Annotated in this window: 14 protein-coding genes; 5 read left to right on the top strand and 9 right to left on the bottom strand. The window is 36.2% G+C overall.

Annotated features, from left to right (window positions below):
- Window positions 1-275: 275 nt before the first annotated feature.
- From QRN68_RS20750 to QRN68_RS20735, 4 genes are all read left to right on the top strand, one after another.
- Window positions 276-827, top strand: a complete 552-nt coding sequence (locus QRN68_RS20750) for a sigma-70 family RNA polymerase sigma factor (protein WP_285398900.1) — start codon at window positions 276-278, stop codon at window positions 825-827.
- Window positions 808-1,203 carry a helix-turn-helix transcriptional regulator gene (locus tag QRN68_RS20745; protein WP_285398899.1) on the top strand — a complete coding sequence of 132 codons (396 nt, stop codon included), beginning with the start codon at window positions 808-810 and terminating at the stop codon, window positions 1,201-1,203. The genes QRN68_RS20750 and QRN68_RS20745 overlap by 20 nt, the downstream gene beginning before the upstream one ends.
- Window positions 1,190-2,428: an FtsW/RodA/SpoVE family cell cycle protein gene (locus QRN68_RS20740; RefSeq protein ID WP_285398898.1), complete on the top strand. Its 1,239-nt coding sequence runs from the start codon at window positions 1,190-1,192 to the stop codon at window positions 2,426-2,428. Before QRN68_RS20745 ends, QRN68_RS20740 begins: the two co-directional genes overlap by 14 nt.
- Window positions 2,429-2,580: 152 nt before the next feature.
- Window positions 2,581-3,048 carry a S24/S26 family peptidase gene (locus QRN68_RS20735; RefSeq protein ID WP_285398897.1) on the top strand — a complete coding sequence of 156 codons (468 nt, stop codon included), beginning with the start codon at window positions 2,581-2,583 and terminating at the stop codon, window positions 3,046-3,048.
- Window positions 3,049-3,175: 127 nt separating this feature from the next.
- On the opposite strand, the gene QRN68_RS20730 is transcribed toward QRN68_RS20735, so the two are convergent.
- The 7 genes from QRN68_RS20730 to QRN68_RS20700 form a co-directional block, all read right to left on the bottom strand.
- Window positions 3,176-4,030, bottom strand: coding sequence for an excalibur calcium-binding domain-containing protein (locus QRN68_RS20730; RefSeq protein ID WP_285398896.1), 855 nt, complete (start codon window positions 4,028-4,030; stop codon window positions 3,176-3,178).
- 795 nt (window positions 4,031-4,825) lie between these two features.
- On the bottom strand, window positions 4,826-5,158 hold the full coding sequence (locus QRN68_RS20725) for a type II toxin-antitoxin system PemK/MazF family toxin (protein WP_285398894.1): 333 nt from the start codon (window positions 5,156-5,158) through the stop codon (window positions 4,826-4,828).
- A 7-nt stretch (window positions 5,159-5,165) separates the two neighbouring features.
- Window positions 5,166-5,333, bottom strand: a complete 168-nt coding sequence (locus QRN68_RS20720) for a hypothetical protein (RefSeq protein WP_285398893.1) — start codon at window positions 5,331-5,333, stop codon at window positions 5,166-5,168.
- Window positions 5,334-5,608: 275 nt separating this feature from the next.
- Window positions 5,609-5,800: an HTH domain-containing protein gene (locus QRN68_RS20715; RefSeq protein ID WP_285398891.1), complete on the bottom strand. Its 192-nt coding sequence runs from the start codon at window positions 5,798-5,800 to the stop codon at window positions 5,609-5,611.
- Window positions 5,801-5,940: 140 nt separating this feature from the next.
- Entirely contained in the window at window positions 5,941-6,267 is a 327-nt protein-coding gene (locus tag QRN68_RS20710; RefSeq protein ID WP_285398889.1) for a hypothetical protein, read from the bottom strand.
- 70 nt (window positions 6,268-6,337) lie between these two features.
- Window positions 6,338-7,060, bottom strand: coding sequence for a hypothetical protein (locus QRN68_RS20705; RefSeq protein ID WP_285398887.1), 723 nt, complete (start codon window positions 7,058-7,060; stop codon window positions 6,338-6,340).
- A 222-nt stretch (window positions 7,061-7,282) separates the two neighbouring features.
- On the bottom strand, window positions 7,283-7,465 hold the full coding sequence (locus tag QRN68_RS20700) for a hypothetical protein (protein WP_285398885.1): 183 nt from the start codon (window positions 7,463-7,465) through the stop codon (window positions 7,283-7,285).
- An 844-nt stretch (window positions 7,466-8,309) separates the two neighbouring features.
- On the opposite strand from QRN68_RS20700, the gene QRN68_RS20695 reads away from it, so the two are divergent.
- Window positions 8,310-9,914, top strand: coding sequence for an ABC-F family ATP-binding cassette domain-containing protein (locus QRN68_RS20695; RefSeq protein WP_068984202.1), 1,605 nt, complete (start codon window positions 8,310-8,312; stop codon window positions 9,912-9,914).
- 70 nt (window positions 9,915-9,984) lie between these two features.
- Here the strand turns inward: QRN68_RS20695 and QRN68_RS20690 are convergent, their stop codons facing one another.
- Both QRN68_RS20690 and QRN68_RS20685 read right to left on the bottom strand, forming a co-directional pair.
- Complete coding sequence (locus QRN68_RS20690; RefSeq protein WP_285398883.1) at window positions 9,985-11,322, bottom strand: MFS transporter; 1,338 nt, start codon at window positions 11,320-11,322, stop codon at window positions 9,985-9,987.
- A 20-nt stretch (window positions 11,323-11,342) separates the two neighbouring features.
- Complete coding sequence (locus tag QRN68_RS20685; RefSeq protein ID WP_285398881.1) at window positions 11,343-12,911, bottom strand: AMP-binding protein; 1,569 nt, start codon at window positions 12,909-12,911, stop codon at window positions 11,343-11,345.
- Window positions 12,912-12,982: the final 71 nt, after the last annotated feature.

The following is a 12,982-nucleotide window of genomic DNA, read 5'->3' as shown; positions in this document are numbered from 1 at the left end:
TTATCGAAACAAAATCTCATTTTATCGAAACTATTTGGGCTTTTATCGAAACCAAACTCTTTCTATCAAAGAAATCAACCACATTTTATGATGAAGAGTTTGTAGCGTAGGGCTACTCGCTCGCAACAAAGCGAGTAGTCCGTAGCGGAAATCAGATCCTTCTATTTAATTAGGGTGGATAAAAATGGTTAATCAACACACCTGGATTTTTGCAAAAATAAAACCGGTACTATTTGGCAATCGTCTAATGAATGAACAGGTAAGGAGGGATGAAGATGGAAGAAACAATGCAAGTAAGCGGATTATCACGAGATCAGGTAATCGAAGAGCTTATGACAGATTATGGTCAAGAGGTGTTACAGCTTGTTTATACATATGTACATGATGCTGCACTTGCAGAGGATTTAACGCAAGAGATTTTTATTAAGTGCTATAAGGCCCTTTCAAGCTACCAGGGTAAATCAAGTTTGAAGACATGGTTGTGGCGTATTGCCATCAATCATTCAAAGGACTATATAAAGAGCTGGTACAAGAAAAACGTCGATGTTATCGAAACAAATGTGTTAGCGGAAACATTGGAAACTGGTGATTTACTAGAACAGGTCGTTCAACATAGTGAAGATGATGCGCTGATTGACCTCGTGATGGCACTCCCCGTAAAATATCGTGAACTTATTTACTTTTATTATTTTGAGGAGTACTCGATTCAGGAGATTGCCAGCATTTTATCTTTGAATAAAAATACGGTGAAAACAAGACTTCGTAAGGCTCGAGCTTTATTACAAAAAGCGTTAGGAGGGAATCCATTTGACGGAAACACGTTTTAAACAAGCCATGAAAAATCAATTTCAAAAAGTGCAATTTACAGAAAAGCATCGAGAAGCTGTGCGCAAAGGTATGCACGAGGAACTTTCGGATCAGGTGCTGTTACCGCTGCTACAAACGATGCGCACAGGTTATGAGATTACACAACTACTTTATACAAAAAACAAAGACGTAGTTCATTTCAATGAAGGGATGATTTATGCATCGCTGCATCGCCTTGAGCAGCAGCAACTTGTCGTAAGCGAGTGGCACGAGAACGAAAAGCGTTATGTTCTTTCACATAAGGGCATTAAACTGCTGACAAAACTTAATAAAGAAACAGAAAAGCTCCCTTCTCTTCAGCAATTACTGAAGGAGATGTGCTATGCGAACGATTAAAGAATTTATTCAACATGTTAAGGGACATATTCGTAACAAGGATGCGCATGATGCTGTTGAAAAGGAGTTGACGTATCATTTAGCGAAATCAAAGCAGGCTTGGCAGAAAAAGGGCTATAGCGATATTGATGCGGAACAACAGGCTGTGCATGAAATGGGCAATGCTACAAATCTCGGTGTCTCACTTAATCAGATTCATCAACCGAAAATCGATTGGCTACTCGTTATTCCATTTGTGCTGGCAGCAATGTGTAGCTTCTTACCGCTCCTGCCTGCTGAACTCGCGTTACGAGATTTTATCATCCGTAATGTCGTAATTGTTATTGGGGGCATTGCGGTGGCGATTTTATTCATGCGACTCGATTTTCGCAAGCTTGAACGCTATTCCACGCTTATTTATGTACTTGCATGTCTTTTATTTCTTATTATCTTAAATGGTAATGGAATGATTAATGGTGTGACCTTTTTTAAAGCAGGTCCCCTTGAACTAAAAGGTTGGATGACGTTGCCTCTCTTTTTAATTGCGTTTGCTGGGTTTTTCGCTAAACAAAAAAAATCACTATGGTTGCTACTCATTCTTTATTTTATCGGTGCATACTACTACATGCGATTGTCAGATATTTCACTATTATGTACGTATACAGCGATTATAGCGACATTATTTTATGCTAGTAGCTTTTCTCGCAAGCAAAAGCTAACAGTTACCGTAGCATTTAGTTTCCTATTTGTAGCATTAATCAGCTACTTAATGTTGGCACCATTAAAACCGTACCAGCTTTCACGAATGCAGACTATCTATACACCAGGTTTAGAAGATAATCCGAATGTATTACTTCTCTCAAGTGTGATGAAACAGCTTGCCTGGTTTGGCACTAGCAATCAACCGTTTGCTGGTGGAGCGCATACTGATTTAGTATTACTCACGATTTTACAAACGTATGGGATTATTGCAGGTGTCATCGTTGTAGGTATTCTTGGCTTCATCATTTATCGTATTGCACACACATTACGCATCATTCAAAACGAATATGGTCGTTTATTAATGATAGGTGGGCTTGCCTTTTTAACAACGCAAATTGTATACCAAATATTGATGCTCTTTGGACTTGTCCCCCTCATGTCAATGCCAATCCCATTTATTAGCTATGGTCTTTTCCCAATGCTACTTGGAAGCGTTGCTATCGGCTTGACGCTTAGTATTTATCGAAGAAAATCATATATTTAATAGTGCTGATTGAAAAACTATTATTCATTTCATACATCTGGATACATTTTGCAACTGTTCGAGCTGATAAAAAAACCATAAGTTCCATAAATATGAAAATTGTTTGTAACTTAGTATTAACGAGTCCGTCTATATATAAAGGAGGGATTTGCATGAAGAAATATTTTTTATATGTAGTAGCTCTTTTTGGATTTACCTTAATGGGGTGTTCAAATACTAATGAATTGGCAGTAGGAAAGCCTCCGAATGCCTATATTGAGATTGATAATAAAAAATTTGAAACTAAACTCGGTACTTATTGTTGGCAAGGGGATGGTAAAAGTGAATGCGTTGATACTGCTGGACCAGTTGAACTATTAGAAGGTAAAAAGCCTATAAAAGTTAAATCTGGTGAAAATATAACTTTTGTGATGGACTATGAACCAAAACCGAATAAATTTCATGTTGTACAAATAAGTAATAACAAGGAAACTGAAGTCATCGTTACAGACAATCGATTTACCGCGCCTACACAACCTGGAGTTTATTATTATTCTTATGGCGTTTGGTGGATGGATGAAAAGGAAGCGAATTTATCTCATGGCGACGCTTTCTATGCCTTCGTTTTAGAAGTAGATTAACTATTCCACAAACTTTACTTTTAACGAATAAAAAATTTTACTCATCAGAAAAACGCGAGAAATCAACGTTTCTAAAATTGATTTCTCGCGCTTTTAAGGTTTTAGCCAGTTATGCCCCAGCATTTATCTATCTTTCACAAGCCCATCCATCGTCATCACGATCATGCTTTTTTTCATAAGCTGGGTGATCGCTACCTACTCCATTTGGATAATCTTTACGAAGCTCTGTACAATTTTTATATTTTGACTTACTTCCGTTTGAAGGTTTTGATGAGCTACTTGACCCTTTACTAGTTTTAGCAAACGGATTTTGAGAAGTTAAATGTGAATCTAGTACATAACCTCCGTACAGTGGAGTTGTTACAAATGACCATCCAGCAATTGTAGAATGAACTAAAACTTCTTCGTTTTTCGAAAGTTCTCCGATATTATCTCCAGAAGGACTAGCGATATTTCTAACAACAAGACCCTCTGTTAATACATATTTAGTTGTTGGTTTTGATTCACTCATAAAACTTGAAGTCGCATAACCAACGACATTACCGTATTGCACTAATGACCAACCGTTTCCAACTGAACCGAAGTCTTTCACAACCATTTTATGTTGTAGAGTCGCAACTGTTTTTCCTTTCAATGATGGTGTTTGTTTCACTACCAAACCACTTTTAGAACTAGCTATCTGAATACCGTAAAGAGCATCATCCAGTGCAACATCTGATATATAGCCCTCTATTATTTTCCCATCATTATTTAGATAGGATATACGTGAAAATGAAACATTATGTCCCTCGCTAATTTGTGTTACAAGTGTTCCTTCTGTTACAGTTCCTACTACTTTAGAGGACGTATCGGGTTTTTCATATACTTCAATTGATGAGCTTGTAATAATTTTAACTTCTTTAAATGTGCTCGCATCAGCTACCTCAAAATTAAATGCTAAAAGTAACATAATGAATAATGCTGCGATTGTTTTTAGTCTCATTTTATCCTCCCTATTATATACAATCTTGTAAACTTTCTTTTTGCGTCTGCTTGAAAATAATGTAAAAATACTTATAATTACAACTATATGTATTTCGAAATGAAGTAACTCAGCCATTTTTCACAAGCCAATCCATTTACCACTACAGTCAGACTTTTGTTAAAATTCCCCTCCTTCACATTCATTATACATAAAATATTTCCAAAATTGGCGGATTCAGTAACATTTTACAAGAAACTAGGACAAATCCTTAATTTTACGATAAACGTTGATTCAATAATATTTATAGACTAAGGAATATATTTCATGGTGTTTTATCGAGTAACGCAGAATTGGATTAGAAAAGTGCTGTGCATTTAGCTATATCGAAGATTTTCGGGTGCTTGTCTTGGAAGAACTTATTGGGGCAGGATTTGGGTGGAGAAAAAGTGATCGGGTAACGACCAAATCCGCTCGGGTATACCGAAAAACTGATCAGGTAACACTCCGAACCGCTCGGGTATACCGAAAAACTGATCGGGTGTCACACCGAACCACTCAGGTATGCCGAAATAGTGATCAGCTAGCGCCAAAAACTGATTCCGAACCGCTCGTTTATGTATAAGTTTAAGTGTGTAGAAATGAGGTAAATAGTTTCAATCTATTTTCTAAGGTATTTCAGGAAGTATGCCTACTAGCTAATTACTCTAAATCCCTCCCTCTTTATTATTTTATGTAAGAATATGTTTTCAAATAAAAAACCCTTCCAAATGAAAGGGAAAAACAGCTTCTGTATAAATATAAGTCTTATGGATATTATTTCTGAACAGTTACGTGCTCATGGAACTTATTAAATTCAGAAACTATTTTATTATAGTCATCGAAATTTAAAGTGCCAACATAATTAGAACTCTTATTAAACTTAACTCTTTTAAAATTGTCTAATTGGACATAAGACTCGTTACTTAAATTAGCTTCTTTCCAGTTATCTATTTTAACTCTATTAAATGATCTTGGAGTAGACATTATTTTCAAAGCAATAAATTCCGAATTTTCAGTAATTAGAATAAAAACAAGGACAGGACGATATTTACTGCCTTGTCCTTGTTCAAAAGGAAAGTCAATCTTGTATATATCTCCAACCTTCATAACTCAATTAATCCTCCATCCAAAATTCATAATCAGGGTGAGAAGAATCTATTTTAGCAATGCCATTTTCCACTATAAGGGGTTCTTGTTTTGATGCTAGTTCTTTGATAATTTCGATGTTTTTAATACTCAGTCTAACTTTTTTTGCTTCGATTTTTTCTTTGACTTCTAACATTTCATCATCCTCCTTCTTGTTCAATCTCTATCACCTCCATTAAAATAGATTATCTAATACTCATTCCACACCATTTCATTCAGATAAAAAGCCACACCTAGTTAGGCTTGAATGCTCGCTCGGAGTTTCTACTTGCCCCTCCAGTAGCTTAAATCTGGCTTCCTGTCGTTCAATTATTTCGGATGATGTAAGTTCTCGTTTTAATGGTCTGCCAGAACCCATTTTCCTTGAATCAGTAAGCTCACTCAATTAATCCATTCTTTTCATAAGCTTTTTCACCTATGGGCTGATTGTTCAATTTGTTTCATCCCTAAAACATCCACATCAAAGTTGTTCTCCATAAAAATTTGTCGGGGGAGTTTACCAAATAGATTCTCATCCATAAATTTATTTTTAAAGGCATCAGTATATGTAATAGTCCTTTCGCTAACACGTTTAACATTAGGATTCTTTTGAAGTATTTTCACCTCTGATATTGTCCCCTTGTCCTTATATCTTGAATTTCAAGTAAAAATACCTGTAGATAAAACACTCTTTTTCAAGTGGCCTAACTACAGGTACCATATTAAAGTGAAATAATCACTCAACTTCTTCTTTTCATTTGGTGTTATATGGATAAATAATTATCCAACTCTTCTGATGTGGTAACAGATTCTATAACCTCATTATTTTCTGCGTAGTTTGCGTATAGAATGGTCAGTCTATTTAATTCATCAGTATCTAATGATTGTCCTCTACGTAAAATGAATTTATTTAAAGTTGTACATTTTTCTACCTTATATAATGCATCAAATTTTACAAAAGATTTATAAGCAAAAGGTGGATTATATTTTATAATCTCTTCATTCGATTCAAACAGTAACTTATGCTCTTTACCTCTAGATGTACTTACATTCAACATTAACAAAAAGTTGTTTTCTTCTCCAATTACCAAAAACGTTCTCTTATTTGATAGAACGCCATTGTCAGCGAAAGGTAATCGGAGAAGAAAACCGATACCTACACTAATAGTGATATAATCCTTGATCAATATCGAATGCTAAAAAGAATGTGTCGTCTTCGCCATTTACTTCACTTTCTGAAACTAATGCAAGGTATTCTAAAATATCTTCTTTGCTTACAGGTATTTCAGACTCCTCATAATAAAAAGTAATTCCATTTACTTTTTCAAAAGAGTAATCTTTTTCGTTATTTTCATTGTAACTATTGATCATTTTTCTTATCTTTTCAATATCTTCTAATCTAATGTTGTTGCGATCAATTTTACCTAGTTTTTTCTCATAGCCTTTTCCAACTAGAAAATTCTCATAACAAACTTGCCATGTCGCTAACTCATGTTGTATCTCAGAAAGTTCTTTAGCACTAAGCTTATTGAATATAGAAATACTCATGTTTATTGAATTCAACTGATTTTCTGTAAAATCGGTAGAGTATGATTGTAAAGAATTCATATATCCATTAAAATTAGTATGATAAGGAGTTCTAACATCTTCTACAAAGATGCCATTTTTAGATGCAAACATATCATTTTCAAATAGGAAATAATTATGTTGAGCGTAATGAATTAAGTTAGCAAACGTGAGAAGGTTTTGAAGTTTCACATTGTCGTCTATTGAATTTCCGAAATGGCATTCAGGAGCATTGACTATATACGCGGAAACTTTGTTTACTTCAAGTTTTTCTTTGCTCATTACATTATACATATCTTCATCCTCCTTTTGGTTCATATTCAATCACCCCCCCAATAAAATAAGTAGCTAATATTACTATTATATTAGAGTTTGATAGAGTTTATTTAGGAAAATTATAGCATATATTGGCATGTTATCAACTAAACTCTATGTTTCAATCGACAAAATTAAAACGGACTGCACTAAAAATATAGATGCAGTCCTTATCTATTAATTTTGTATTTTTAAAGTTTTACAATGCTATCAAATAACTCTCATTTAGTATGAAGTTTTATGCTCAACCGATTCAATATTGTCGCATTTACATAAAACACTTTCTGGCTCTTCACCAAAACGTGTGGTTGATTTCCGTTCCGACTGGGCGCTTTCCTGGGGGCGTCCGATGAGCCGCTTCACTCGCGTTGCTCGCTCCAGGGTCTCATCTGTGACGCTGATCCCCAAGGAGTCGCCCAGCCTCCACTCCAATCAACTAATATACAGCACATATATTTTAAAAAATGTCATCCACAACTTTTGGTGATGAGCCCACTTCATTCTAATTGTTCAAAAAAATTACAGACCTTTATCTTGGAAATCATAGTATTCTTTTTTAGCTGCTCGTAATCTTTCCTTTGAACGAAATGTTAAAAGGTAATAAATTAGTAGGCGTGTTGATTAGGAAAAAATAGGTTTATTATTGATCGATGAAAGGGTTTTTCTTGTTACTATTTAGTATCGAGCCCCAAAACAGAATCGCTAAGCTACTTTCGTTCGTTTTATAGGAATACTTTGAAGATTTATCGAAACAAAATCTCATTTTATCGAAACTATTTGGGTTTTTATCGAAACAAAATCTCATTTTATCGAAACTATTTGGGTTTTTATCGAAACCAAGCTCTTTCTATCAAAGAATCAACCACATGTTATGATGAAGAGCTTGTAGCGTAGGGCTACTTGACGCTCGCTTGCAGGAAGCCTTGCCCTGTGCGAAAGCGACGCGACAGCGACAAAGCGAGTAGCCCGTAGCGGAAATCAGTTCCTTCTAATTTAATTAAGGTGGATAAAAATGGTTAATCAACATACCTGATAAAGTAGTGATAAATCAATTTCATTTACTTACCTATTCTTTACCCCAGAAACGTTTAAAAAATCTTATCTTTTTCCGCAACTTATTTATCCCCACTCTCCTATTCCACTCAAACATCTAACAACTCAGAACCCCAAACGTTGATTTAATAATGTTTATAGACTATGGAACATATTTCATGATATACTAGGTACATTGTGAAAAAAAGGAGGAACTTGCATGATTCAAGTAAGTAATGTAGGTCTTCGCTATGGCGATCGTAAACTATTTGAAGACGTAAATATAAAATTCACACCGGGAAATTGCTACGGTTTAATCGGGGCAAATGGGGCTGGTAAATCAACATTTTTAAAAATTCTTTCTGGTGAAATTGAAGCACAAGAAGGTCATGTATCAATGGGTAAGGACGAACGTTTATCAGTCCTTAAACAAAACCACTTTGAATACGATGAATATAATGTATTAGATACAGTTGTTATGGGGAACAAACGTCTTTGGGAAGTAAAAGCTGAAAAAGACGCTATCTACGCAAAAGAAGACTTTTCTGATGAGGATGGCATGCGTGCTGCTGAATTAGAAGGTGAATTCGCTGACCTAAATGGTTGGGAAGCTGACTCAGAAGCAGCAACATTATTAAACGGGTTAGGAATTGGCGACGAACTTCACTATATGCTAATGGCTGACCTTGAAGGTTCTGACAAAGTCAAAGTATTATTAGCACAAGCTCTATTTGGTAAACCAGACGTTCTATTGCTAGATGAGCCTACCAACCACCTTGACTTAAAAGCAATCCAATGGTTAGAAGAATTCTTAATTAACTTTGAAAATACAGTTATTGTCGTATCCCATGACCGTCACTTCTTAAATAAAGTGTGTACGCATATCGCGGATTTAGACTTCTCTAAAATCCAATTATATGTTGGTAACTATGACTTCTGGTATGAGTCTAGCCAATTAGCACAAAAAATGATGGCAGACCAAAACAAGAAGAAAGAAGAAAAGATTAAAGAGCTACAAGCATTCGTTGCTCGTTTCTCTGCGAACGCTTCGAAATCTAGCCAAGCGACTTCTCGTAAGAAAATGTTGGATAAAATCGAGCTTGACGACATTAAACCTTCTAGCCGAAAATATCCATTCATTAACTTCCAAACTGGACGTGAGATCGGTAATGATGTGTTAACAGTGGAAGGTCTTACAGCAAGCAATGAAGGCGAAACACTATTTAAAGATATTCGCTTTTCAATGAATAAAGAAGATAAAATCATTTTACTTGGTAATCCAATGGCCAAAACGGCTCTTCTTGATATTTTAATGGATGAAAGAAAAGCAGATGCTGGTACGTTCAAATGGGGCGTAACAACTTCTCAAAGTTACTTTGAAAATGATCACGATAAATACTTCGAAGGTTCAGAGAAATCATTAGTGGAATGGTTACGCCAATATTCTCCTGATGATGAAACAGAAAGCTTCTTACGCGGCTTCTTAGGTCGTATGTTATTCTCTGGTGAGGAAGTAAAAAAATCCCCTTCTGTACTTTCAGGGGGAGAAAAAGTACGTTGTATGCTATCTAAAATGATGCTTGCTACAGCAAACGTTGTTTTACTAGATGAACCAACGAACCACCTTGACCTTGAATCTATTCAAGCACTAAATGAAGGACTTATGCGCTTCAAAGGTGCGATGCTCTTCACATCACATGACCATCAGTTCATCCAAACAATTGCGAACCGTGTCATCGAAATCCGTGAAGACGGCACAATCTTAGATAAACTATTAACTTATGATGAATTCTTAGAGTGGAAAGATAGCCAAGGCTTAAACTAATAACAAACAGGGTTCTCCTATTCAAAAAGGAGAACCCTGTTTTTATGTTTTTGCGATTAGTCAGTTGCCTCTACTTTGTCGAGGTTGCTACTTCTACTTGAACCTCTGAAATAAGTTCATCTTCTTGTACTTTCTCAGCAGATTCTTCATATTGAGTGATTGTCCGTGTATCAGGTGCAAATACAGCAAGTAGCAATGATAGAAGGAGGCCCGCTATCATTAATGGACCAAATAAATAGGGTGATGCCCCATATTCTGTTGCTAAAGATGTCCATAGCATTGGTCCGAAACCGACGATGGCTGCAGCGATTTGATAGCCAAAGGATAACCCTGTATATCGAACATTCGCTGGGAATAATTCAGAGAAAAACGTACCTTGAGTCGCAAAAATAGCTGCCCATACGACACCAAGTAAAACGACTTGCATAATAAAGAAATAGGTTGAATTAATCGGGATCATGATGAAATATGGAATGGCTAGAAGTAACATCGTAACCAGGCCACCAATATAAATTTTCTTACGTCCAATAAAATCTGAGAAATACCCAACAAGCGGAATCGTTACAATCATTGTGGCACAACTTATCGTCAGAGCCAATAATGCGACATCCCTTGGATAGCCTATATACGTAGTCGCATACACTAAAATGAAGGACATTAAAAATACATTAAAGAATCCGTCTCCAATTTTTAATCCAATAATGCGGAAAATATCTTTTTTGTTATATTTAAATACTTGGACAATTGGTAATTTAGCTAATTCACCATTGTCCTTTTTGCGTTTAAATTCAGGTGTTTCTTCTATTCCGCTTCGAATCCAAATGGCTAAAACAATTAAAACAGCGCTAAAAAGAAATGGTAAGCGCCATCCCCAGGCCATAAATTGCGCTTCTGTCGTTAAAGAAGAAATAAGCGTGAAACTAAATGTTCCTAACACTAAACCGATGGGTACACCAAGCTGTGGAATGGAACCAAAAAAACCGCGTACACCTTCCGTAGCTGATTCTGTTGCTAGTAACACCGCACCACCCCATTCTCCCCCAAGGGCAATTCCTTGAATGAGTCGCAAAAAAACTAAAAGCGTTGGCGCGAGTAACCCCACTTGTGCGTAGGTTGGTAATAAACCTATCAAAAAGGAACTACCGCCCATCCCTATTAAAGTAAGCATGAGCGAGGCTTTTCTACCGACACGGTCACCCATATGTCCAAAAATTATACTGCCTATTGGACGTGCTGCATATCCAGCCCCAAACGTAGCAAAAGCAATTAAAATTGAGATTGCTGGATTTGACGATGGGAAAAATAATGTAGTAAAAACTAATCCCGTTGCAGTCCCATACAAATAAAAATCGTACCACTCAATGATCGAACCCGCTAAACTTGCTAATAATATTTTCACATTTTTCATATAGTCCCTTCTTTCAACATTCAATTTTTTGTCATTAAATACGAGTTTCGTAAAATATGCTTTTGAATTTTGCCGACCGGTGTACGAGGGAAATCCGTCATAAATTCAATACGATCTGGCACTTTAAATTTTGCGAGACGTTCTCGACAATGCTCTATTAACGCCGCTTCACTGACAGTAGCACCGGCCTGTAATATGACATACGCTTTAATAGCTTCATCTCGCATTTCATCTGGAATACCGATGACTGCCGCTTCGAATACTGCTGGATGTTCCGCTAAGACACTCTCTACTTCATGCGCTGCAATATTTTCGCCTGAACGTTTAATCATATCCTTTAAACGATCGACAAAATAAAAATAGCCATCTTCATCGATTCGTGCATTATCACCCGTTAGTAACCAGTTTTCCTTAAGTGTGTCATTTGTCGCTTGTTCGTTTTTTAAGTATCCCTTCATTAATGTTCTTCCTGGAATCCCTTTTACGGCGATTTGACCAATCTCCCATTGTCCAACCGGTAATCCATGTTCATCAACAAGTTGAACCTCATAGCCGATGCTTGGTCTACCTATACTCATATTTTTCCGCATACCAAATAAAGGATTTATCAGTGGGATCCCAACAGTTTCAGTCAAACCATATAGATGCAATAATTTCACATCAAATTGTTCTTCAAATTGAACAAGCTGTTGTTCGGTTACCGCTTGTGCAAAAAGGACAAGTCGTAACGGATTATCCTTTGCCTCCTCTTCATAATCTTTCGCTAAAATCATCCGAATAGGTGCAGCAAATAATGAACCAACTGTTCCACCTAACGTCTTTGCTTGCTTAAAATAACGCGATGCACTAAATTTCTCCGTAACTGCAATACTTGCTCCTACCATGATGGCAGACATCGTTGAGTAATATTGTGCATTTCCATGGAAAAGCGGTAAGACAATAAATGTTCGATCCTCAGGTGTTAAAGCAATGGTATGAGCCATTAACTCACCTGTGAAAATATAGTTGGCATGTGTAATTTGAACACCTTTTGGTTTAGATGTTGTCCCAGATGTATAAAGCAATGCCACAACGTCTTCTGATAACACTGTTGGGAAATGGTCATTGTGATCGCTTTCATTTTTAATGAGCTCAGAGAAATTTAAAACACCCTTAAGCTTACTTTGTTGTCTCGTTAAAATAATATTTTGTATTGTCGGTGTTTCACATTTAATACTGACAAACTTTTCGAAAAAGTCCGCTTCCGTAATAATAAGGACTGCTTCACAATGTGTAATAATATACTTCATCTCATCCGCTGGTGATAAAATGTTAGTTGGCACCATAATGCCCCCAATTTCAGCAAGAGCAAACCATGCTGTAAAAAATTCCATGTTGTTTGGTAAATGTAGTACAACATGGTCCCCTTTTTTTATGCCAAGCTTAAGTAGTGCATTACTGAAACGTCTAACCTCTTGAAAAAAATCCCCATAATTTTTTTCGAAAAGTTCTCCATTTTTATCTTCAAAATGAAGAAAGCTTTTTTCAGGCTGTAGCTCAGCTCTCTCCCTTACAACAGAACGCAATGTTCTATTTCCGATTAAATCCATGATATACACCCCTTTTGAAATAGTTTCATAGACTATAGTCTGTATATTAATTGGACAGACAATTAATTGTC

It is taken from the genome of Lysinibacillus sp. fls2-241-R2A-57, from assembly GCF_030209535.1.
GTDB lineage: Bacteria > Bacillota > Bacilli > Bacillales_A > Planococcaceae > Lysinibacillus.
This window is presented reverse-complemented; position numbering and strand designations above follow the sequence as displayed.

Coding starts and splice junctions, on each gene's coding strand:
- QRN68_RS20730 (WP_285398896.1), bottom strand. CDS start 4,030: ATGAGACTAAAAACAATCGCAGCATTATTCATTATGTTACTTTTAGCA.
- QRN68_RS20735 (WP_285398897.1), top strand. CDS start 2,581: ATGAAGAAATATTTTTTATATGTAGTAGCTCTTTTTGGATTTACCTTA.
- QRN68_RS20690 (WP_285398883.1), bottom strand. CDS start 11,322: ATGAAAAATGTGAAAATATTATTAGCAAGTTTAGCGGGTTCGATCATT.
- QRN68_RS20750 (WP_285398900.1), top strand. CDS start 276: ATGGAAGAAACAATGCAAGTAAGCGGATTATCACGAGATCAGGTAATC.
- QRN68_RS20725 (WP_285398894.1), bottom strand. CDS start 5,158: ATGAAGGTTGGAGATATATACAAGATTGACTTTCCTTTTGAACAAGGA.
- QRN68_RS20695 (WP_068984202.1), top strand. CDS start 8,310: ATGATTCAAGTAAGTAATGTAGGTCTTCGCTATGGCGATCGTAAACTA.
- QRN68_RS20720 (WP_285398893.1), bottom strand. CDS start 5,333: ATGTTAGAAGTCAAAGAAAAAATCGAAGCAAAAAAAGTTAGACTGAGT.
- QRN68_RS20705 (WP_285398887.1), bottom strand. CDS start 7,060: ATGAACCAAAAGGAGGATGAAGATATGTATAATGTAATGAGCAAAGAA.
- QRN68_RS20685 (WP_285398881.1), bottom strand. CDS start 12,911: ATGGATTTAATCGGAAATAGAACATTGCGTTCTGTTGTAAGGGAGAGA.
- QRN68_RS20740 (WP_285398898.1), top strand. CDS start 1,190: ATGCGAACGATTAAAGAATTTATTCAACATGTTAAGGGACATATTCGT.